Genomic DNA, 22,154 nt, shown 5'->3' on the forward strand with positions numbered 1-22,154 from the left:
AGAGTACACGCCCATGAATGTGCAAAAACCAAATTCATACCGTACCGGCCCCGATGAGCGCGGCCATTTTGGTATTTATGGCGGGCGGTTTGTCGCCGAAACGCTGATGCCGCTGATCCTTGATCTTGAAAAAGCTTATGATGAAGCCAAAGAAGATCCAGCCTTTATTGCTGAGCTTAAAAATCTCAATACGCATTATACAGGCCGTCCAAGCCCACTTTATTTTGCGGAGCGTATGACGGAGCATTTGGGTGGCGCTAAAATCTACTTTAAGCGCGATGAGCTGAACCATACGGGCAGCCACAAGATCAACAATTGTTTGGGCCAAATCCTGCTTGCAAAACGCATGGGTAAAAGCCGCATTATTGCAGAAACAGGCGCGGGTCAGCATGGTGTTGCCTCTGCCACAGTTTGCGCGCGCTTCGGCTATCCTTGCCACGTTTATATGGGTGCGACTGACGTTGAGCGTCAGGCTCCCAATGTATTCCGCATGAAGCTTTTGGGCGCTGAAGTTAATCCGGTAACCGCTGGTGCTGGCACCTTGAAAGATGCCATGAATGAAGCGCTTCGTGATTGGGTGACCAACGTCGAAGACACCTTCTACATTATCGGCACGGCCGCTGGTCCACACCCTTACCCGACCCTTGTGCGGGATTTCCAATCGGTTATTGGCAATGAGCTTCGCGAACAGATGATGGAAGCGGAAGGCCGTCTGCCAGATACTTTGATTGCATGTATTGGTGGCGGGTCAAACGCCATTGGTTTGTTCCATCCATTCCTCGATGATGAAAACATCGAAATTATTGGTGTTGAAGCGGGTGGCCACGGTCTTGATACCGAAGAACACTGCGCCTCTCTTACAGGTGGCAAACCGGGTGTGCTTCACGGCAACCGCACTTATTTGCTGCAAGATGATGATGGTCAGATTAAAGAAGGCCATTCGATTTCTGCGGGCCTCGATTACCCAGGTATTGGTCCTGAACACTCTTTCTTGCGTGATACGGGCCGCGTGAACTATGTGCCAATTACAGATACAGAAGCCTTGGAAGCATTCCAGCTTTGCACGCGCTTAGAAGGCATTATCCCAGCACTCGAACCAAGCCACGCTTTGGCTGAGGTCATCAAACGCGCCCCGAAAATGGACAAAGACCAAATCTTGGTCATGAACCTTTGTGGCCGTGGTGACAAAGATGTCTTTACCGTTGGCAAAGCACTCGGCGTGGAGCTTTAATTGTGAGCGACGACAAGCTTGATGCCATCTTAGAGCGCCTCGACGTGTTGCAATATGACATTGGCCAGTTGGAAGCGCGCATGGATTCTGTTGAGAATGAATTGCGCCTTATGACTCATGAACACGCACCGCAAATTAGAGAAATGCGCTTAGAGCTGACACAGATGAAGAAATTCATGGATAGCGTCAGCGAAGTATCAGATGGTGGCACCCCAATTGAGGCAATGCAGCCACCACCACGACGCTAAATGTTCGTTTGGAGTTTTATTGATGACCATCAAAATCTATCACAACCCAAAATGTGGCACATCTCGCAACACGCTTGAGATTATTCGCCAAACGGGTGAAGAGCCAGAAGTGATTGAATATCTGAAAACACCGCCATCGCGCGGAGAGCTTGTTGAAATCATCAAAGCGACGGGTTTGCCTGTGCGTGATGTTTTACGCAAAAACGGCACGCCTTTTGAAGAACTCGATCTTGGCAATGATAAATGGAGCGATGATGAGTTGATTGACTTCATGATTGAACATCCAATTCTCATGAACCGACCTATCGTGATCACACCAATTGGCGCGGATTTATGCCGCCCAAAAGAGAAAGTGCTGGACATTTTGCCGAATAAAGATATCGGTTGATCCCAGAAAAAAGACGGCTAAGCCGAACCCTATAGGTTGAATATGAGTAACAAGCGCCCAGTCACCCGAATTGATGCACGATTTGCAAAATGTGCGGCGGAAAATCGTCCTGCACTCGTGACTTTTATTACCGGCGGCGATCCCGACAAAGCAACCGGACAAGCCATTCTTGATGCCCTGCCAGCGGCTGGTGCTGATGTGATCGAGCTTGGCATGCCGTTTTCTGACCCGATGGCAGAAGGCATTCCAATTCAGCTTGCGACACAGCGCGCCCTTAAATCTGGCATGACCATGAATGACGTGCTGGACATGGTGCGCTCCTTCCGTAAAGGCGACAACGAAACGCCAATCGTTTTGATGGGCTATTATAACCCGATCTATTTCCGTGGCTCTGCAGCTTTTGCCAAGGAAGCGAAAGAAGCAGGTGTTGATGGGTTGATCATCGTTGATTTGCCACCAGAAGCTGATGACGAACTTTGTCTTCCCGCTATGGAAGCAGGCGTTAGTTTCATCCGCCTTGCAACGCCCACAACAGATGATAAGCGCTTGCCGACCGTTTTAAATAACACGTCTGGTTTCGTGTATTACGTCTCCATGACAGGTATCACAGGCGCAGAACTACAAAACACAGGTCGTGTTGCAGACGCCGTGAACCGGATCAAAAGCCATACAGATTTGCCAGTTGCCGTTGGCTTTGGCGTTAAGACGGCAGAGCAAGCCTCAACCATAGGACAAGATGCCGATGGCGTAGTTGTTGGATCTGCGCTAGTAAATGCTGTAAAAGAAAGCCTTGACGAAAACGGCAAGGGCACCGACATGACAGTAAAGGCTGTTACAGATTTGGTGAGTGATCTTGCGAAAGGCTGTCACTCAGCCCGCGCTGAGGCAGCAGAGTAACTAAAAGGATAAACCGTTGAACTGGATCACAAACGTCGTCCGCCCAGGCATGGGCTTTTTCAACAAGCGTGAAACGCCTGAAAATCTTTGGATCAAAGACCCTGAGAGCGGGGAATTGGTTTTCCATCGCGATTTAGAGCAGAACCAGTTTGTCGTGCCAAGCTCTGGCTATCACATGAAAATTGAAGGCCGCAAGCGGCTCGATTTCTTCTTTGATAACGGCGAATGGGAACAAATTGATACGCCGGATGTAGCCGTTGATCCTCTCAAGTTCCGTGATAGCAAGCGCTATACAGACCGTTTGAAAGAAGCAAAATCTAAGACAGGTCTCAAAGACGCGATTTTGATCGGCCACGGCCTTGTTAAAGGCGTGCCGATGGTTGCAGCCGTTCAAGATTCAGGTTTCATGCTTGGCTCGCTTGGCATGGCCGCTGGTGAAGCGATTATCATTGCGATGATGGAAGCGGTAAAACGCAAAGTCTCTTTTGTGATTTTCACAGCATCTGGTGGCGCTCGTATGCAAGAGGGCATTTTATCCTTGATGCAAATGCCTCGCACAACCGTTGCAGTCCAAGCGCTTCGTGATGCTGGTTGTCCTTATATTGTGGTGCTAACCAACCCAACAACGGGCGGTGTAACCGCGTCTTATGCTATGCTTGGTGATGTGCATATTGCAGAGCCAAACGCATTAATTTGTTTTGCAGGTCCGCGCGTGATTGAACAAACAATCCGCGAGAAGCTGCCTGAAGGTTTCCAGCGCTCAGAATATCTAAAAGAGCACGGCATGGTGGACATGGTGGTTCATCGCCACGATTTGCCAGAAACAATTGCAAAGCTTTGCGCAACACTTACACACCTTCCTTGGCCAATTCTTGAAGAAGTCGCTGTTGAGGAAGTAGAAGAAAGCGCTGACGAAAGCGAAGAGCCAGAAATTGCAAGTGAGGAAGAGGCCGCAACCTAGCGGTTAGCCTCACCGCGCTTTTTGGAAGTGTGCCGATGCCTTATGAAGCTCCTGAAGACATAATTGCGCGGCTCTCCATGTCGTTCCCACCGGGCTATGATTTAGCCTTGGATCGGGTGCGCAAGCTGCTTGATAGGCTTGGCAATCCGCAACTTGATATTCCACCCGTCATCCACGTAGCAGGCACCAATGGCAAAGGCTCGACCATTGCCTTCATGCGGGCCATGCTAGAGGCCGCGGGCAAACGCGTTCATACGCACACATCACCCCATCTCATCCGCTTTAACGAGCGCTTCCGTTTGGCAACAGCGCCGGGTGAAAGCGCCACTGTGGATGATGACCGTTTCGCGCAGGCCCTTTTGCGGGTTGAGCGGATTAATGATGGCGAACATATTACTGTCTTTGAACTTTTAACCGCCGTTACTTTCGTGCTGTTTGCGAGCAACCCAGCTGATGTGACCTTGCTGGAAGTTGGGCTTGGCGGGGAACTCGACGCAACCAATGTTATTGATCCACCCCTTGCGAGTGTGATCACGCCGATTGCGCTTGATCATCAAGGTTTTTTAGGCGGAACAATCGAAAAGATCGCTGCGGCGAAAGCAGGCATTATCAAAAAAGGATCGCCCGCCGTTGTTGGCCCGCAGTCTGATGACCTTGTTACGGATGTTTTAGAATTCCATGCAGCTCGCGCCCACACAACCATGAAGCAGGCTGGCCAAGACTGGATGGTATGGGAAGAAAACGGTCGACTTGTTCTACAAGATGACGAAGGCCTGATGGACCTCGCGCTGCCGCGCCTTATGGGACAGCACCAAATCATCAATGCGGGCACGGCAATCACAGCGCTTAAAGCGGCAGGGTTTGCGCTTGCGGATAAAGAAATTGAAGCAGGCCTTGCGAATGTTAAATGGGCAGGTCGCCTTCAAAAATTGAGCGATGGCGCTGTTGTGGATCGCGCGTTAGAGGGCAGTGAAATCTGGCTTGACGGCGGGCATAACCCTGCGGCTGGATCAGTGGTGGCATCTGCGCTTGCTGACTTAGAAGAGCGGGTTGAACGTCCTTTATTCATGATCACCGGTATGCTCAACACCAAGGAACCAGTTGGTTATTTCAAACCGTTTGCTGACCTTGTTCGCCATTGCTTTACTGTACCACTTGCCAACACCGAGAACGCCATTGATCCAGAAGCCCTCGCCGCTTTTGCCATTGAGGCTGGTGTATCAGCCCAATCAAGTGATAGTGTTGAAGCAGCCTTAGAGCAATTGTCTGAAAACTGGCAATATGAACGCCCGCCTCGCATTTTAATCGGCGGCTCGCTTTATCTTGTCGGCGAAGTGTTGGAGCGAAACGGCACACCTGCGGATTGATCATCTGATGTTGCCCATTATCCATCATCCCGCGTATCACGCGACAATTCCAACAAAGCACCGCTTCCCCATGAATAAGTTTCAGCGGTTGCAGGAGGTCTTGCAAGAAGATGGGATTGCGACCGAGAAAAACACTTTCAAGCCTGAACCAGCTCCCCGCGAATGGCTAACACTTGCCCACAGTAGCGACTATGTTGATGCAGTACTGAGTGAAACGGTCTCAGATAAAGTTGCGCGCGAAATTGGGTTTCCGATGAACGCATCCGTCGCTTTGCGCGGGCAATGTGCAACCGGGGGATCGGTGCTCACGGCACGTTTGGCGCTTGAATATGGGCTGGCGGCCAACACAGCAGGCGGCAGTCATCACGCAAGGTTTGAGCAAGGCGCAGGATTTTGCGTGTTCAATGATGTAGCCGTCGCAGTCAAGGTTATGCAGCAAGAGGGACTGGCCTCGCGCATATTGATCGTTGATCTTGATGTGCACCAAGGTGACGGCACGGCACAAATATTTGCAGGTGATCCGTCTGTCTTCACCCTGTCCTTTCATGGTCGTAAAAACTACCCGCATGAAAAGGCGATTTCAGACCTTGATATCGCTTTATCAGATGCAATGGGCGATGAAGCATATCTGCAAAAACTAGATGAGGTCTTGCCGCGTTTGCTTGATCGCGGGAAGCCAGACCTTGTGTTTTATAACGCAGGGGTTGATCCGCATGAAGGAGACAAGCTTGGTCGTTTAGCGATGTCAGAAGAAGGTCTGTGGCAACGGGATCATTTCGTCCTGTCACACTGCCGAAAGCGTAACATTCCTGTTGCCTGCGTATTAGGTGGCGGTTATCTCAATGATATTGATCGGCTTGCAAAACGCCACAGCATTATTCACCGCGTCGGCACCGAAATTGCGACGGGTTAGTTTTGGGATTTGCCGAACACTTTAAGCACGCGCAGAACCAGCCAGATCGGCACGACTACCGCTGCACCCAGCAGCAAATAGCGGATTGCCCATTCGATGCTCTCAAAGCCAAGCTCATAAATACGAACGAAAAGGTTTCGAATGCCGGATACAATATCCAAGGGGTCAATATTGAGAGCGCTCAAAATGATGCCGACGACAAACGACAAAATCACCAGCTTAATAATGACCTCAAGCGGCGATCCACCAATGAGACGTGTAATTGTCGGCATGTTTCAGGCTCCCTAAACCGTATCTAGCCTCTAGATAAGGGTTTCACATCCAAATTTACAGCAGAAAGTTGAATTCTGTTAGCCGTCCAGGCGCACTTCGGATCGATCCATTGCAATTCTGCTGACAGAATAATGGAAAGGGCTGCCGCCTTGCTCAAGATTTTGTACCTTAGTGACAAGCACGATTGTACCGGGGCCAAGATCAAGCTCACTCATGTCATCATTGTTTGCAAGACGTGCATGAACCGATGTTTCGCCACGCTGGAAGGCTTTTACGCCGCAGTCTTTCAGCGCCTCAATGCGGCATTTATGTTTACGGATCAATTTTCCCAAATCCGCAAAGCGGAGAGCATCAAACCAGCAGGTTGAGCGCGATAATAATCTCTTATCTTGATAGCTTACTGTATCAAGGCGAACCACACGGCCACCTTCTGCAACAAAAAGCTTTTCTGCAATCTCTGCAGAGGCTGCTTCACGTGCTGTGGCGACTAATTCAATGGTGCTTCCCTTTACAAGATCAAGCGGGTTGCCCATGAGCATCGATTTTGCGTTTTGGTTTTGCGTTTGATTGAACTCATTAATAACAAAGGTGCCTTGCCCTTGTCGTGAACGCAAAAGACCTTCTTGGGAAAGGGCGGCGATAGCTGCGCGGACCGTGTGTCTGTTAACGCCGAAATGATGGGCCAAGTCTTTTTCAGAAGGCAACTTGCCGTTGTCTCCAACGATATCACTGCTGAGGCTTGCACGAAGACGATCTGCAATTTGCCTCCATAGAGCCACGCCGGTGCGACGGTCCATATCTATGGAATGGGTCTCAAACATAGTGAAATACTCAATATTACCGTAGTCTCAGAAACCAACGTTAGGCTATACTCCGCTTTTAAACAATAATTCTGCCCAAATAGTCGCTCTATGTTTGATTAATCATTAATGCCAATTTGATTGACAACAAGAGCGGTAAATTCTCTCGTTGACGCTTTGCCACCCAAGTCGCCGGTTAATCCATCTCCACCTTGGCGCAGAATATTAGCGACCGCATTTTCAATTATAATGCTGCCTTTGATGAGCCGATCATCGTCAAACTTTGCCCCGAGCCATTCTAACATCATGGCCGCTGATAAAAACATGGCTGCTGGATTTGCAATCCCTTTACCCATGATGTCAGGTGCTGTGCCATGACAGGGCTGGAACACAGCATGGTTGTCACCAATGTCAGCTGAAGGGGCAAGGCCAAGCGTGCCCATGATGCCTGCCCCAAGATCAGATAGAATATCGCCAAACATATTTTCTGTCACAGCCACATCAAACTCCCATGGGCGCTGCACCATCCACATGGCGAAGGCATCGACATAAGCGCTGTCTATTTTGACATCTGGGAAATCTTTAGCCCGCTCTTCGAAAATTTGGCGGAAGAACCAGAACGACCGGAATACATTGGCCTTGTCCACGCAAGTCACCCGAGCCGGACGTTCGATGCCACGTAATTTGCGGGCTTTGGCGCGTTGCTCGGCAAGTTTAAACGAAAAATCAAACAGCTTTTCGCTAACCTTACGCGTGATTTTGAGCTTCTCAGTCGCATATTCGTCGCCCACAATCTCACCGTCATTCATATAGGCAAACAGCCCTTCGGTGGATTCGCGAATAAGCACGAAATCTATGTCTTCAGCACGGGCATCGCCTAGCGGTGATAAATCGCCTGCAAGCACTTTAACGGGGCGAACACCTGCATAAAGATCAAGCAAAAAGCGAAGTTCGATTTGCGGGGTAATCTCGGTGCCATCGTCTTTTCTAATATGAGGCAGGCCCATTGCAGACAATAAAATAGCGTCTGCAGATTTTGCCGCATCAACGGAAGATTGAGGCAGCGCTTCGCCAGTATCTGCATAGTTCTGCGCACCAGCGGGCAAAAATTGATAGGTGAACTTTGGACCGTTCAGTTTTCCTAAAACCAGATCAATCAGCTCAAGCGTTGGCCGTGTTATTTCTGGCCCAATGCCATCACCATCAAAAACCGCGATGTCATAATGTTCTTTTACTGACATTTAAAATTGCCTACCCGCCTACTCAAATCATCAAGCGCAGGGTGAAGGCTGATTATTCCAATGTCCAGTTCAATTCTTCGATCTCTTTTTCAGTAAAGAGATAAAGCTGGTCTTTGGATGTCGCCATCGCTTTGATCCAAGCACGAGGGTTTACGCCCATATCAACAAGAAGCTCTTGCGCATCGGCGCTGATCGCTTGTGCATTGGCGATGCCTTGTTGCAGCGTGCCCGTTGCCGTGTCGCTGGTGAAAACTTGGTGCACACCCAGCACAGCGGGCTTGCCAATATTGCGTTTCACGCCTCCTGAAAACACCAATGGGCAGGAAGAAGCGCAATAGCCGTGCTTGGTTATATGCGTGGTAATTTCGCGGTCGCGAATAAAGCGCGACATATCAATGGCATCACGAACGGAACCACCCGGCGAATGCAGATAGATCTCCGTCACGGGATCCACATCATCAAGGCTTTTTATGAAGTCTTCAAAACGAAACGTCGTCCCAGGATCGATAAGGCCGATCGCGCTGATCACGCCATTACCCGCATTGTGAAAGGTCATGCTGCCGCTTAACAGCGTATCCGCATTGCCCGCAACACCGGGTAATTTAGCTTTTCCACCGGGGCCAAAATCAACCTTTGTCTGCGGTGAATAGCGCCGAATTTGATCTTGATCTTTCGCGGGCGTAATCGGCGATGTTGTGGGCGCGGTCTTCAAGAACGGCAGGTTGAAGGGAACACTATTGCCGTTGAGCGTTCTAAAATCAAAATATAAAACGGCTAAAACACCAGCAAGTAAAACCCCAAACAAAAAGAGCAAAACCATCTCTTCGCCGGCATTGCCTGCTTTTATTTCTTCATATTGTTCTGTGTCGTTTGCCATGTCTAGTTGTCTGCACCATCGCGCGTATTTGTTTCAACCACACGTGGTTTCATTGGGGCCACAGGTTTTGTGGGGACTGGCTCAGTTTTTTGTGTGTGTGCGGCAACTTCAGCAATTTTTGCTGAAACGGCAGGTGGCAAAGTCTCATAGAGTTTTAATGCGCGGCTTAGTTCGGCGATGGTGACGTGGTTTTCGTCTAGATCATGCCCTTCTTCCCGCCTAATTGACGCTTGCACTGCGCTCAAGATTAAGATCAAGACGCCGGGTAGGAGATCAATTGAAATGGCGCCTGCCCAACTTGGCAAAAAGTCTTCAGCATAACGAAGCACCGCTTCAGCTGTTGATAGCGGTTTGAAGCGCAAAGGCTCCACAGTGCCTCGGTTTAAAATTTCATCAGCTGCTTTTGAAAGAGCTAAAGACTGCGCTTTGATTGCTTTTTCAACACGGCCAACCACGGCATCTTGGCGGCTGGCTAGGTCTTCATTGTCGCCGTCTGCAACGGGCGCAACAAAGGAGCTGCTTAAGTCTTCTGCCGCACGCTTTACGGAAGGGGCAATGGAGGTTTGTTGAAGCGCTGTGATGACACCAGCAAGGGCCACGGCTTCTTCTGAAAACGCTATGCTACGATCTTCAATCGGTCCAAAACTGGAGACAATTTTTCGCATCTGGCCTAAGCGTCGTCCACCCTGTTCATAAAGCGCATCAGTGGCTGTGCGGGCGGTGCGAACTTCTTCGCCTAGGCCTTTCAGTTGTGATGACATTTGTTGCAATAACTGGACAACAGTGCCGCTGCCAGCGGTACCTGTTAGCGAACCATCTGCTTGTTCTTGGCTGGCCAGCCTTTTGAAGCGATCAGAGGCAAGCTCAATATCTGGCAATAGGCCTTGTGCGGCGAGCGCGTTGTTATGGGCTTTATTGAGGCGTGCTTGGTAATCTTCTGTGGTGTTTGCCAAATGCTGTTCTAGGGCTGCACCACCAGCAAGCGCTGCAGCATTCAACCATGAAGACATGGCAATGATCATCCCGCTACCAACCAGCATCCCAAACATTAAAAGCCGTCTGGTGCCGCCATCACGAACATGTGGGGCGAACTGAATGAGGTAGGTCCAAAAAGCGTAGATGCCGACAGATACAGCCGTTGAATAAACCACCGCGCCAAAAAACACAGAAGCGCCAGATCCTTGCAAAAGACCACGAACACCAAGATAGGTGTAAACACCACTGGCGAGCGCCAAAATACCGAGTGTGATTTTTGTTGTAAGCTCGAGACGAATAACGCCGCGACGTAACACTTGAGACATAGAGTTTTATCCTAAACACAACCTTATTAGACCGTTGCGTCTAACTTAGGCGAAATGATGGGCGAGCGGGTTAATATCTTAACTCTTGGTTAAGGATAATGGCTTGCTGAAAAAGCACCTTCACTAAGCTGTGTTCAATCGCGTCTCTATCCGCATTGTGCAACGCGGTAAGTATGTGTAAAATGGCGAGAATTCAAAATCATTCCCCCCAAGGTAGGCCTATGCCCTCAAAACGTCAGCAACGCCACACAAAAACGATCAATCTTGCACTACAAGGCGGCGGCGCTCATGGTGCTTTCACTTGGGGTATTTTAGACCGCATGTTTGAGGATGATCGGCTTTGGATCACCGGGATCAGCGGAACAAGTGCTGGCGCGGTAAATGCCGTTGTCGCAGCGCAAGGCATGTATGAAGGCCAAGCACCAGCGGCACGCGAGGCATTAGCGGCTTTTTGGAAAGCTGTAAGCGATGCGGGCAAAACAAGCCCCTTGCAAACAAGCCCTTATGATGCGGCGCAGGGCAAGTGGGGCCTTGATAGATCACCATTTTTCTTGTTTTTCGACATGCTACAACGGGTTGCTTCTCCCTATGACCTAAACCCGTTGAACATCAATCCGTTCAAGACGCTACTCGAAGAGCATATTGATTTTGAGAAGGTGCGCGGGTGCGCTGATTTGGATATTTTCGTGTCAGCAACCAATGTAGAGACAGGGCTTGGACGAGTGTTTGACCGCAGTGAGATCACAATCGATGTGATCCTTGCCTCCGCCTGCCTCCCGTTCATCTATCAAGCTGTTGAAATAGACGGCGAACATTACTGGGACGGCGGATATATGGGCAACCCTCCCCTTGTGCCGTTCTTTCACAACAAAGAATGCGACGACATTCTCGTGGTTCAAATCAATCCGATGAAACGGCAGGGCATTCCAAAATCAGCACGCGAAATTCTAAATCGCGTCAATGAAATCACCTTCAATTCTTCCCTCATTCATGAGCTTCGCGGTATTGATTACATCAATCAATTGCTGGAAAACGGGCAAATTTCTCCAAAAGAACATCGCAAAATGAATATTCACATTATGGGTGGTGGAGAGAACATGGAAGCGCTCGATGCATCTTCAAAACTAAACACTGACTGGAATTTCCTGCAGTTTTTGTTCGAAAAAGGCAGAACAGTTGCGGAAGCTTGGTTGGTGGAAAATTTCGACCAAATTGGCGAAAACTCAACAGTTGACGTCTGTAAAATGTTCGAAACTGTTGGCACTTTGCCCAGCAGAAAAACATAAGAAAACTGAGGTGAAATAAACCTCTAATCTTATTTATGAATATTAATGATGAACGAAGAATTACCAAGAAGGTGAGCTTTTCGTGCCATTTATCAACCTAATTTTTATAAAGATACGTTATAGTACCCATCGAATGAGTATGGGTGTAAAATGTTTACTTCAAACAGTTTCAGGAAGTTTCTGCGGAATGAACGGGGATCAAATGCAGTAGAGTTCGCTCTATTAGCTTTGCCATTTTTTGGTTTGATTTTGGGTATAATTCAGCTTGGTCTTGTTTTCCTAGCTAACCAATCCTTAGATTCAGCAGTCGATACGGTAGCGCGTGAAATTAGAACGGGGCAGATCCGTTCTAACGCTATTGGGATAGACACATTCCGAGCTTCAATATGCGATAATGCTCCAATCATAATCGGCTGCGAAGGTGTTCTCGAAATTTCGGTTCAATCTTTCCCATCGATTGAAGACACGACAACAACAACATTGTTCGTCGACAATTCACCTATCATTACGGGTGACTATGAAACCGGTAACGGTGGTGACGTGGTTGTGATCAGTGCTGCCGTATCTATTCCGATCATAGCGGGCAGTTTGTTCGGCGCTGGCGACGGCAGCGGGCGATCACGATTGACAGCAAGTCTTGTATTCACAAATGAAAACTTTGCTGACCTTGCATCAGCAAATGGCGGGTAAAAATGGAAAAGACAGGCGTTTTTAAACCTTTGAATAAACTGAGTGCTATTGGTCAATCACGAACGGGCGTGGCTGCAGTGGAATTTGCACTGGTCATTCCGTTTATCATCGTTCTATTTTTGGCAAGTGTCGATGCCGTATTCGCACTAACAGCGAAACGCAAAGTGGCTGTTGCGACCCATTCTATTGCAGACCTATCAGCCCGCGCACAAAACCTCGCTGATGATCAGATTTCTGCCATCGCAGATTTGGGTCGCCTGATTCTAACGCCATTCGACGCGTCGCAAGCTCGCATTTTAATTACCGGTGCTGAAGTGTTACCTACTGGTAATCAAGCTATCGTGCGCTGGAGTCGTCTCTCTATAGACCCAAATGCTACTAACAGCTCACAGAGTATTGGGGGAACCATTGTTCCGACTGGGGCAAGCAACTCCTTGAGCGCATTAAATGATGATGAGATCATCAATCTGGATGCAAACCTTAGCCCGGGAACGTTTTTGGTCCAAACAGCGATTGAATTGCCTTACAGCACGTTCTTCCAGTTTTTGGAGCGTCAGTTTAACGATGGAATGCTCTTTACTTTAAGCGATCGAGCCTATTCACAATCGAGATCAGGAACAGAAATTACCAATCTGGACCTTTAAGCGGACTATCATCTTTGTCGATTTCAGGCAGAGCCAATCGCGTCAAAGCATAATAATCTTTGTCTGAAATTGCGGCGAAGCCACCGGATAAACGCGGGGACACGGCATCATAGGCGTACGTGTTTTTCTCGTGTACGGACAAGAGAAAGTCATTGAGTAATTTTTTCAATTCTGTTGGTGCATCACTTCGAATGGTATGCGGGCCATGTGGCACCAAATCAGATTGCCATATCACGCGCACGTCCGTGCTTTTAGCAAGCCCCGTCTGATTGAATAAATGGTCCAGTGTGCCGCCTGAATAACCAACCTGAAAATCACCTTGAAGCGTCGACCAACCAATAACCGCATCAGCTTCTTGCGCCTGTATCTTTTGCCACCCAGCAATAGGGTGATCAACGTCGATTACAGTGCCAAGGTCACCTTCTTTATCGAAACCCGACTCCTTTAGCTTTTTAAATGGCAACATCCGCGTAATGGTTGCAGGTGCTTTGGGCACGGCAAGGCGGCGCCCTTTTAAATCATTCAATCCACGCACGTCACCATCATAAGGAGCAAGAATAACGGCATAAACACCGCGCGCACCTTGCCAGTCGGTTGGTGCCGCAATTGGCTCTAAGCATTTGCAGCGCACTTGTGTGGACACATAAGAAGATGCGGAATGCATCGCATATTGAATGCGGCGACTAATCTGCATGGTTATAAGCTGTTCCAGCGTTTTGGCCGGACGAAAGAGGACACGCAGTCCCGTTGCACGCTCAAGGGCGCGCCTGAATGCTTCCATTTTACGGCGTTGACGTTGCTGATCTCCTTGAATGAGATAGCCGACAGTCAAAACCCCGAATGAATCACGCCAATTGCTGATAACCTCAATGCTTGAGGTGGTTTCACTATCAATAATTGTCTGATCATCCACACCATCGCTGGTGATCACTTCGATCGTGTCTGTTAGCGCCTTGCTTTGAGGCTCATTGAGAGTTTGCGCCAAGCTTGATCCGCTTGTCACCAAGCATGATGCAACAAGGAGAGAAAGAAGGCGACTAGGTATCATGTGAGCAAAAAGCCTTTTCAGATCAAGCAGTCAAAACAAAGAGAGTTTGACTAGATTGTCTGATTGTAGTCGCCAACGCCATCATTTTCTCGCAAAACATCATCAACCACATGGAACATTTCGCGCATGCGAGCCTCTGATACCGGGCTTTCGACAACAACAACCAATTCTGGCTTGTTTGAAGAAGCTCGCAAAAGGCCCCAAGTACCGTCTTCTGCCACAACGCGAACACCATTGACCGTGATCAAATCGACAATGTTTTGTCCGTTGATCTTGTCTCCATTGGCCTTCATCGCTTCAAAGCGAGCAACCACCTTATCGACCACACCATATTTCGTCTCATCAGCGCACTTAGGCGACATTGTTGGTGAGCCCCATGTCTTTGGCAAAGCGCGGCGCATGTCAGCCATGGATTTATCTGGGTTACGATCAAGCATATCCAAGATTGCAATGGCAGAAACCAGACCATCGTCATAGCCGCGACCAATCGGTGCATTGAAGAAATAGTGGCCCGATTTTTCAAAACCTGCCAAAGCCTGCAGTTCATTCACGCGGCGTTTAATGTAAGAGTGGCCAGTTTTCCAGTAATCAGCTGTTACGTTGTTTTCAATCAATACAGGATCGGTTTTGAACAAACCCGTTGATTTAACATCAACCACAAAGGTGGCATCCTCATGGATTGCAGAAAGATCGCGGGCCAGCATAACACCAACCTTATCAGCAAAAATTTCTTCACCCTCATTATCAACCACGCCGCAGCGGTCGCCATCGCCATCAAAACCGAGACCAACTTCTGCGTCGTTTTCAAGCACCGCATCGCGGATTGCATGAAGCATTTGCAAGTCTTCAGGGTTCGGGTTGTAGCGAGGGAAGGTGTGGTCGAGCTCGGCATCAAGCGGGATTACTTCCGCGCCCAAATCTGCCAAGATTTGTGGAGCGAAAGCGCCTGCCGTACCATTACCGCAGGCCGCAACGATCTTAATTGGACGGGATAATTTAGCACGGCTAGTGAGGTCTTTAGCATAGCGTTCTTGGAAATTTTGAACGATCTCAAGTGAACCGCCGCCCTTGAGGTTCAATTTGTTTTGCAACACAACATCACGCAAACGGCTCATTTCGTCTGGCCCAAATGTAAGCGGACGATTAACGCCCATTTTCACACCTGTCCAGCCATTTTCATTGTGTGAGGCAGTGACCATGGCGACAGCTGCCACATCAAGTTCAAACTGTGCGAAGTAAGCCATCGGTGAGAGGGCAAGACCGATGTCATAGACTTTGATGCCTGCTGCCATAAGGCCGCTGGTTAGTGCAATTTTGATGGAGGCTGAATACCCGCGAAAATCATGACCTGTAACGATTTCCGGTTTCACGCCCATTTCGTGCATAACAGTCCCGATACCAGCGCCAAGCGCTTGAATACCCATAATGTTGATTTCATCGCCAAACAACCAACGCGCGTCATATTCGCGGAAACCAGTCGGTTTCACTAATGGGGTTGTTTCATATTCAAAAGTATTAGAACGAAGCTGAGGGACAGGGTTTGGAAACATTAGGTTTGCCTTTGCAATCAGAATCAATTTCGAACACTTCTACAGTGCGAAAATGACAAAACCCCTAACAAACGCATCTATTACATGAAATTGACTATGGCAGCATAATAAGTTTACCGCGCTCGATACGAAACTCACGCAACTTGCTCAAAAACGAATTACCAAGCAGGCTGTGGCCAGAAAGGGCGCCTTTGGGCATGACAAATGCTCTAATATTGTGAAGCCGAATGGTTTCATAACGAATGGTATCTAGCGTAACTGGAGCTGCCGCAATAACACCGTTCGCCGTGTTCACTCGAACCGTGTAATCTTCTTGCGATAGATCCAAACCAGCATCCCGACCTGCTTCATGGCTTAGGGCAACGGCTGATGCGCCCGTATCAATTAAAAACGGAATAGTGGAGCCGTTTACTTTTGCATCGATAAAGAAATGGCCATTGCGGCCAGCATCAACTTCTACAGCCCGCTCTGGCAGAGGGTCTTCAATATCTTCATACTTTGCGACAAATTCGGATGATTCGCCTTCTTCAGTCACAGCCAATTTGTGAGCAGTTTTTTGCTCTACAAAATAATCCAAACCCAACTGAGCGACGATTGCAAACGCCGCCAACATAAATGTCCATCTGACAATCTGTTCCATCAATCCCACCTAAAAATTATTTCGCGGGATTGTGTAGGAAAAACATCTAAAGAGTCTTAGGAGCCGCTTCCAAATTAAATCTATACTTAAGCCAAACTTAAAGTGGATAGCCCAGAGTGTTCGAAGTGTTAGGCCATATCTTAGCCCCTTAAATCCGTGCCATTGTTTTATTTAGTTCAGGAATATTTTGATTGTTTCGTAAAATCAAAAACGCGAAGACCTGTTTGTGAACCGGAAAAAACAGCGTTATGGTGTGCTTTGTCCAAATGATAGAACCATCTTATGTCTTCGTCTGAAAAAATATCGTCAAAACCGCTAAAACCAGCACTCAATCAAGACCCACACAAGGTTGATGATGAACGGGAAAAGGTGCTTGAGATCGCAATTGGGCGCGAGGTTCGATTAGCGCGCAAGCAGCATGACATCACCGTTGCTGAATTGGCCGCAATGACCGGCCTTTCAAACGGTATGTTGTCGAAGATCGAGAACGGCCAAATTTCGCCCTCCCTCACAACACTGCAAACATTGGCCAACGCGCTTAGTATGCCAATCACGTCCTTCTTTCGTGGTTTTGAAGAAACCAAACAGGTCGTGCATGTGAAGGCAGGCCAAGGGGCGGAAGCTGAGCGGCGTGGCACAAGAGCGGGTCATCAATACAACCTGCTTGGACATTTAGGCGCCAACCAATCAGGCGTAGTGGTGGAGCCTTATCTCATTACGCTAACGGAAGAATCTGACACCTTCCCCGATTTTCAACATGAGGGTATTGAGCTGATTTATATGCTCGATGGTGTGGTGGAATATCGCCACGGCGACGAGACTTTTATGCTGGAGGCGGGCGATAGTCTTTTCTTTGATGCTGATGCACCACATGGGCCAAAAGCGCATGTTCAATTGCCTGCCCGATATCTCTCCATCATTTCCTACCCGCAGCAAAGTTAATTTTCTTCTCAGGAATATTAGTTTCTTCTCTATTGATAGAGATTGAACTTCTGTGCTAGCGTCCCCTGCTCAATACGGGAGAATGCTATGTGTGGAATTGTTGGCCTGTTTTTAAAAGACAAAGCGCTGGAGCCAAAGCTCGGTGATTTATTGTCTGATATGCTGATTACAATGTCAGACCGTGGACCAGATAGTGCTGGGATTGCGATTTATTCTCCCTCTGATCAATCTAAGCTCACCGTGCAATCCGATCATGCGGACACGGCCTTCCCTGCCCTCGCGGATGATTTAGCAAATGTTCTAGGTGCAAAGCCTGCGCTCACAATTCGCGATACTCATGCCGTGTTCAATGTGGCGGCTGATAAAGTGCAAGAGGTACGCGGTCGTATCAGCGAACAGCATCCAGACATTCGCGTGATGAGCAGCGGCGAGATGGTGGAAATTTATAAAGAAGTAGGTCTTCCAGCAGATGTGGTCGACCGCTTTGATATTCGCGACATGCAGGGAACCCACGGTGTCGGTCATACCCGCATGGCAACAGAGTCTGCTGTAACCACACTTGGCGCGCACCCGTTTTCGACCGATGAAGACCAGTGCCTCGTACATAACGGGTCACTCTCCAATCACAATTCACTACGCCGTAAATTGGTGCGTGAAGGCATGACCTTTGAGACTGAAAACGATACCGAAGTGGGTGCTGCTTATATCGCCAACAAAATGCAAAACGGCGCAAACCTTGGCGATGCCTTGGAAGAAAGCCTGAACGATCTGGACGGCTTCTACACATTCGTCATCGGCACACGTGACGGGTTCGGTGTGTTGCGTGACCCAATCGCGTGCAAGCCTGCGGTTCTGGCTGAAACCGATCAATATGTCGCCTTCGGTTCTGAATATCGAGCACTGGTGAACCTGCCAGGCATTGAAGATGCCAAAGTCTGGGAACCAGAGCCTGCAACCGTCTATTTCTGGGAGCGCTAAGTCATGAATACGATTGATTTGTCCACTATTGAGTTACGTGAATTAAACGCCACGCTTCAAGATCAAAAACAAGGATCAAACGAGACCGTATGGGAAGTGCTTAACCCACGGGGTGCGCATGCGATCGCGGTGGGTCTTGATGGTCCAATGAAAGTCTCAATCAAAGGGTCAACCGGATATTATTGTGGTGGCATGAACAAAGAAGCCGACATTCATGTGCTCGGTTCTGCTGGTCCTGGTGTTGCAGAAAACATGATGTCTGGCACTGTGGTGATCGAGGGTGACGCCAGCCAATATGCAGGTGCTACAGGCCACGGCGGCACGTTGGTTGTGAAGGGTAACGCCTCTTCACGGTGCGGTATTTCCATGAAGGGCATTGATATTGTTGTCCACGGCAATGTCGGACATATGTCTGCCTTCATGGCGCAATCTGGCAATCTTGTTGTGTGCGGTGATGCTGGTGATGCGCTGGGCGATAGTCTTTATGAAGCACAGCTTTTTGTGCGTGGTTCCGTGAAGTCCTTGGGTGCCGATTGCGTTGAAAAAGAAATGCGTACTGAACACCTAGAGATCTTAGCCGACCTATTAGAGCGCGGCGAAGTATCCGATGCAAAGCCCGAAGATTTCCGCCGCTATGGTTCAGCGCGAGAACTCTATCACTTCAATATCGACAACGTAGGCGCTTACTAGGGTCCACCCTAGGCTGGAAGGAACGAGAGTATGACAAATCCCCCAACCCATCCGCGTCAACCGTGGGCTTTTGACGAATACACCAATTCAGAAATTCGAAGAGCCGCCGCAACTGGCATTTATGATATTCGCGGTGGCGGCGCAAAACGCCATGTGCCTAATTTTGATGATCTGCTTTTCTTGGGCGCCTCCATGTCGCGCTACCCACTGGAAGGCTACCGTGAAGCCTGCAACACCAAAGTGTCGCTTGGCACGCGCTATGCGAAAAACCCAATCGAGCTTGATATCCCTATCACCATTGCGGGCATGAGTTTTGGCGCATTGTCTGGTCCAGCAAAAGAAGCTCTGGGCCGTGGGGCTTCCGCCTCTGGCACATCAACCACCACAGGTGACGGCGGCATGACGCCGGAAGAGCGTGGGCAATCGTCAAAACTCGTCTATCAACTTTTGCCGTCTCGTTATGGCATGAACCCTGATGATCTACGCAAAGCCGACGCCGTAGAAGTGGTGATTGGGCAAGGCGCAAAACCGGGCGGTGGCGGCATGCTGCTTGGTCAGAAAATTTCTGACCGTGTTGCTGGCATGCGTAATTTGCCAGCGGGTATCGACCAACGTTCTGCCTGTCGCCACCCTGACTGGACGGGGCCGGATGATTTAGAAATCAAAATCCTTGAACTGCGTGAAATCACGGGTTGGAAAGTGCCAATCTATATCAAGGTTGCAGGTTCGCGCCCTTACTATGATGTTGCCCTCGCCGTGAAAGCAGGTGCAGACGTGGTGGTCCTTGATGGGATGCAAGGCGGCACAGCGGCCACACAAGAAGTCTTCATTGAACATGTGGGTCAGCCGACCCTTGCTTGTATCCGTCCTGCGGTTCAAGCGCTGCAAGACCTTGGTGTTCACCGTGAAGTGCAATTGGTGCTTTCAGGCGGTATTCGTAATGGTGCAGATGTGGCGAAAGCCATAGCGCTTGGTGCGGATGCTGTTGCGATTGGTGCTGCTGCCCTTATTGCAATTGGCGACAACGATCCAAAATGGGCCGCAGAATATGAGGCACTTGGGTCAAAAGCTGGCGCTTATGATGACTGGCATGAAGGCCAAGACCCCGCTGGCATTACCACACAAGACGCGGACCTCATGAAGCGACTTGATCCGGTGGCGGCAGGAAAACGACTTGCCAATTATTTGAAAGTGATGACACTGGAAGCACAAACAATCGCACGGGCTTGCGGCAAGAATGATATTCGCAATCTCGAGCCTGAGGATTTGGTGGCGCTAACTGTGGAAGCCGCCGCCATGGCGCAGGTGCCTCTTTCAGGCACAAATTGGATACCGGGCCAAGGATACTAGGCCGCACGATTTATAATAAGAAATCTAGGAGAGCAATTGGGATGGCAAAAGATTTAGCAAAATTTGCGAAAGAAAACGGCGTCAAATATTTCATGGTGTCTTTCACCGATTTGTTCGGCGGGCAGCGAGCGAAACTTGTTCCAGCAGCGGCAATTGCTGACATGCAAGAAGAAGGCGCTGGCTTTGCGGGCTTTGCCACATGGCTCGACATGACGCCCGCCCATCCTGATATGTTGGCCGTGCCTGATGCTGATAGCGTAATCCAATTGCCTTGGCGTCCTGATGTTGCTTGGGTTGCTGGTGACTGCGTGATGGAAGGCGAACCTGTCGCCCAAGCGCCACGCAACACACTAAAACGTCTTATCAAAGAAGCATCTGCAGAAGGCATGCGGGTTAAAACAGGAATTGAAGCTGAGTTCTTTCTCACCAATATGGACGGGACAGAAATTTCTGATGAATACGACACCGCAGAAAAACCTTGCTACGACCAGCAAGCCGTTATGCGTCGTTATGATGTGATCTCTGAGATTTGTGATTACATGCTCGATCTTGGCTGGGGTCCTTATCAAAACGACCACGAAGATGCCAACGGTCAATTTGAAATGAACTTCGAGTTTGACGATGTGCTGGCAACAGCAGACAAGCATTCATTCTTCAAGTTCATGGTGAAATCGGTCGCAGAAAAACACGGTCTTCGCGCCACCTTCATGCCGAAGCCATTTGAAGGTCTAACAGGTAACGGCTGCCACGCTCATATTTCCGTATGGGATGAAGCGGGCAAGAAGAACGTTTTCTCTGATGACAAAGACGACCTTGGCTTGTCTGAGAAGGGGTACACCTTCTTAGGCGGCATCATGAAACATGCAACAGGCATGTGCGCGATTACCAACCCAACCGTAAACTCCTATAAGCGCATCAATGCACCCGTTACGCATTCCGGTGCAACATGGGCGCCGAACACCGTGACATGGACATCAAATAACCGCACACACATGGTGCGTGTTCCAGGGCCTGGTCGGTTTGAACTTCGTTTGCCAGATGGCGCGGTGAACCCATATCTCTTGCAGGCAGTCATTGTAGCAGCTGGTCTTTCTGGTGTGCGGGCAAAAGCTGATCCGGGCAAACGCTTAGAGATCAACATGTATACAGAAGGTCATAAGGTAAAAGGCGCGCAGAAACTGCCGTTGAACCTTCTTGATGCACTTCGCACCTTTGACAAAAACAAAGAACTGAAAGAGGCGATGGGTGAAGAATTCTCCGCAGCCTTCTTAAAGTTGAAGGAAAGCGAATGGCATCGCTACACCGCACACTTCTCAAAATGGGAACGTGACAACACGCTCGATATTTAGGTTTCCAATATGGCGGTCTCTTTGACCGCCTCCATCGAAATATAGCTCGACGTTTGCGCGATATGGGGAAGTCTGGAAATGGCCTCCCCCAATAGTTTGCGATACTCGGTAATGTTGCGCGTTCTAACTTTCATCAAATAATCAAACCCACCAGCGATCATGTGGCATTGCTCAATCGCGGGTAATTTACGCGCCGCCTCATTAAAGCGTTCTAAGGCGCTGGCGCTGGTGTCTGCCAGCTTCACCTCCACAAAAGCAATGTGATCAAGACCAAGCTTTACAGGGTCGACGATTGCGCGATAGCCTAGGATATACCCCTCTTCCTCCAACCTCTTAAGCCGCATATGGCAGGGGGTTTTAGAAAGACCAACCTGTTTTGAAAGGTCTGTAACAGAGAGGCGACCGTCGATGCTCACAGCGTCGAGGATTTTCTGATCGTAATCGTCGAGCGGGCTGAGCGAAGATTGTGTTTTAGCCATAATGTCCAATA

At 49.1% G+C, this 22,154-nt stretch carries 24 protein-coding genes; 15 read left to right on the forward strand and 9 right to left on the reverse strand.

All coding sequences use genetic code 11. The features are described from left to right. The first annotated feature begins 13 nt into the window (after positions 1 to 13). The 7 genes from trpB to ABJO30_02785 all read left to right on the forward strand — a co-directional run bounded on the left by trpB (position 14) and on the right by ABJO30_02785 (position 6,005). On the forward strand, positions 14 to 1,231 hold the full coding sequence (gene trpB, locus ABJO30_02755) for a tryptophan synthase subunit beta (protein ID MEP3231732.1): 1,218 nt from the start codon (positions 14 to 16) through the stop codon (positions 1,229 to 1,231). Positions 1,232 to 1,233: 2 nt separating this feature from the next. Then, complete coding sequence (locus ABJO30_02760) at positions 1,234 to 1,479, forward strand: hypothetical protein (GenBank protein MEP3231733.1); 246 nt, start codon at positions 1,234 to 1,236, stop codon at positions 1,477 to 1,479. 22 nt (positions 1,480 to 1,501) lie between these two features. Further along, on the forward strand, positions 1,502 to 1,867 hold the full coding sequence (gene arsC, locus ABJO30_02765; protein MEP3231734.1) for an arsenate reductase (glutaredoxin): 366 nt from the start codon (positions 1,502 to 1,504) through the stop codon (positions 1,865 to 1,867). A 42-nt stretch (positions 1,868 to 1,909) separates the two neighbouring features. Beyond that, entirely contained in the window at positions 1,910 to 2,764 is an 855-nt protein-coding gene (gene trpA / locus ABJO30_02770; protein ID MEP3231735.1) for a tryptophan synthase subunit alpha, read from the forward strand. 16 nt (positions 2,765 to 2,780) lie between these two features. Further along, positions 2,781 to 3,725, forward strand: a complete 945-nt coding sequence (gene accD, locus ABJO30_02775; protein MEP3231736.1) for an acetyl-CoA carboxylase, carboxyltransferase subunit beta — start codon at positions 2,781 to 2,783, stop codon at positions 3,723 to 3,725. 35 nt (positions 3,726 to 3,760) lie between these two features. Beyond that, positions 3,761 to 5,092, forward strand: coding sequence for a folylpolyglutamate synthase/dihydrofolate synthase family protein (locus tag ABJO30_02780; protein MEP3231737.1), 1,332 nt, complete (start codon positions 3,761 to 3,763; stop codon positions 5,090 to 5,092). Between the two features lie 70 nt (positions 5,093 to 5,162). Further along, positions 5,163 to 6,005, forward strand: coding sequence for a histone deacetylase (locus ABJO30_02785; protein ID MEP3231738.1), 843 nt, complete (start codon positions 5,163 to 5,165; stop codon positions 6,003 to 6,005). Here the strand turns inward: ABJO30_02785 and ABJO30_02790 are convergent. From ABJO30_02790 to ABJO30_02810, 5 genes are all read right to left on the reverse strand, one after another. After that, complete coding sequence (locus ABJO30_02790) at positions 6,002 to 6,277, reverse strand: DUF6460 domain-containing protein (GenBank protein ID MEP3231739.1); 276 nt, start codon at positions 6,275 to 6,277, stop codon at positions 6,002 to 6,004. The two genes, ABJO30_02785 and ABJO30_02790, sit on opposite strands and share 4 nt — an antisense overlap. A gap of 78 nt (positions 6,278 to 6,355) precedes the next feature. Continuing rightward, entirely contained in the window at positions 6,356 to 7,099 is a 744-nt protein-coding gene (gene phnF / locus ABJO30_02795) for a phosphonate metabolism transcriptional regulator PhnF (GenBank protein ID MEP3231740.1), read from the reverse strand. 98 nt (positions 7,100 to 7,197) lie between these two features. Then, positions 7,198 to 8,319 carry an isocitrate/isopropylmalate family dehydrogenase gene (locus tag ABJO30_02800; protein ID MEP3231741.1) on the reverse strand — a complete coding sequence of 374 codons (1,122 nt, stop codon included), beginning with the start codon at positions 8,317 to 8,319 and terminating at the stop codon, positions 7,198 to 7,200. Between the two features lie 52 nt (positions 8,320 to 8,371). After that, positions 8,372 to 9,196 (reverse strand): hypothetical protein, encoded by an 825-nt coding sequence (locus tag ABJO30_02805; GenBank protein ID MEP3231742.1) that lies wholly within the window; start codon positions 9,194 to 9,196, stop codon positions 8,372 to 8,374. Between the two features lie 2 nt (positions 9,197 to 9,198). Further along, on the reverse strand, positions 9,199 to 10,497 hold the full coding sequence (locus ABJO30_02810; GenBank protein MEP3231743.1) for a hypothetical protein: 1,299 nt from the start codon (positions 10,495 to 10,497) through the stop codon (positions 9,199 to 9,201). 221 nt (positions 10,498 to 10,718) lie between these two features. Between ABJO30_02810 and ABJO30_02815 the strand changes: the two genes are divergently transcribed. The 3 genes from ABJO30_02815 (at position 10,719) to ABJO30_02825 (ending at position 13,117) form a co-directional block, all read left to right on the forward strand. Continuing rightward, entirely contained in the window at positions 10,719 to 11,783 is a 1,065-nt protein-coding gene (locus ABJO30_02815; protein MEP3231744.1) for a patatin-like phospholipase family protein, read from the forward strand. A gap of 150 nt (positions 11,784 to 11,933) precedes the next feature. Beyond that, complete coding sequence (locus ABJO30_02820) at positions 11,934 to 12,473, forward strand: TadE/TadG family type IV pilus assembly protein (protein ID MEP3231745.1); 540 nt, start codon at positions 11,934 to 11,936, stop codon at positions 12,471 to 12,473. 2 nt (positions 12,474 to 12,475) lie between these two features. Then, the gene (locus tag ABJO30_02825) at positions 12,476 to 13,117 is read left to right on the forward strand and encodes a TadE/TadG family type IV pilus assembly protein (GenBank protein ID MEP3231746.1); all 642 of its coding nucleotides are present in this window, start codon (positions 12,476 to 12,478) and stop codon (positions 13,115 to 13,117) included. Here ABJO30_02825 and ABJO30_02830 read toward each other — a convergent pair. The 3 genes from ABJO30_02830 to ABJO30_02840 form a co-directional block, all read right to left on the reverse strand. Then, positions 13,098 to 14,165, reverse strand: coding sequence for a PhnD/SsuA/transferrin family substrate-binding protein (locus tag ABJO30_02830; GenBank protein MEP3231747.1), 1,068 nt, complete (start codon positions 14,163 to 14,165; stop codon positions 13,098 to 13,100). The two genes, ABJO30_02825 and ABJO30_02830, sit on opposite strands and share 20 nt — an antisense overlap. A gap of 50 nt (positions 14,166 to 14,215) precedes the next feature. Continuing rightward, entirely contained in the window at positions 14,216 to 15,715 is a 1,500-nt protein-coding gene (locus ABJO30_02835) for a phosphomannomutase/phosphoglucomutase (protein ID MEP3231748.1), read from the reverse strand. Positions 15,716 to 15,809: 94 nt separating this feature from the next. Further along, a complete protein-coding gene (locus ABJO30_02840) occupies positions 15,810 to 16,355 on the reverse strand; it encodes a TIGR02281 family clan AA aspartic protease (GenBank protein MEP3231749.1) in 546 nt (181 codons plus the stop codon). 282 nt (positions 16,356 to 16,637) lie between these two features. On the opposite strand from ABJO30_02840, the gene ABJO30_02845 reads away from it, so the two are divergent. The 5 genes from ABJO30_02845 to glnT all read left to right on the forward strand — a co-directional run bounded on the left by ABJO30_02845 (position 16,638) and on the right by glnT (position 21,664). Further along, positions 16,638 to 17,297, forward strand: coding sequence for an XRE family transcriptional regulator (locus ABJO30_02845; protein ID MEP3231750.1), 660 nt, complete (start codon positions 16,638 to 16,640; stop codon positions 17,295 to 17,297). Positions 17,298 to 17,384: 87 nt separating this feature from the next. Then, the gene (locus ABJO30_02850) at positions 17,385 to 18,275 is read left to right on the forward strand and encodes a glutamine amidotransferase family protein (protein ID MEP3231751.1); all 891 of its coding nucleotides are present in this window, start codon (positions 17,385 to 17,387) and stop codon (positions 18,273 to 18,275) included. Between the two features lie 3 nt (positions 18,276 to 18,278). Continuing rightward, positions 18,279 to 18,965 carry a GXGXG domain-containing protein gene (locus ABJO30_02855; protein MEP3231752.1) on the forward strand — a complete coding sequence of 229 codons (687 nt, stop codon included), beginning with the start codon at positions 18,279 to 18,281 and terminating at the stop codon, positions 18,963 to 18,965. A 30-nt stretch (positions 18,966 to 18,995) separates the two neighbouring features. Next, entirely contained in the window at positions 18,996 to 20,315 is a 1,320-nt protein-coding gene (locus tag ABJO30_02860; protein ID MEP3231753.1) for an FMN-binding glutamate synthase family protein, read from the forward strand. Positions 20,316 to 20,356: 41 nt separating this feature from the next. Beyond that, positions 20,357 to 21,664: a type III glutamate--ammonia ligase gene (glnT, locus tag ABJO30_02865; GenBank protein ID MEP3231754.1), complete on the forward strand. Its 1,308-nt coding sequence runs from the start codon at positions 20,357 to 20,359 to the stop codon at positions 21,662 to 21,664. Here the strand turns inward: glnT and ABJO30_02870 are convergent. Continuing rightward, positions 21,661 to 22,143, reverse strand: coding sequence for an Lrp/AsnC ligand binding domain-containing protein (locus tag ABJO30_02870; protein ID MEP3231755.1), 483 nt, complete (start codon positions 22,141 to 22,143; stop codon positions 21,661 to 21,663). The two genes, glnT and ABJO30_02870, sit on opposite strands and share 4 nt — an antisense overlap. Between the last annotated feature and the right edge of the window lie 11 nt (positions 22,144 to 22,154).

It is taken from the genome of Hyphomicrobiales bacterium, assembly GCA_039973685.1.
Taxonomy (GTDB): domain Bacteria; phylum Pseudomonadota; class Alphaproteobacteria; order Rhizobiales; family JACESI01; genus JACESI01.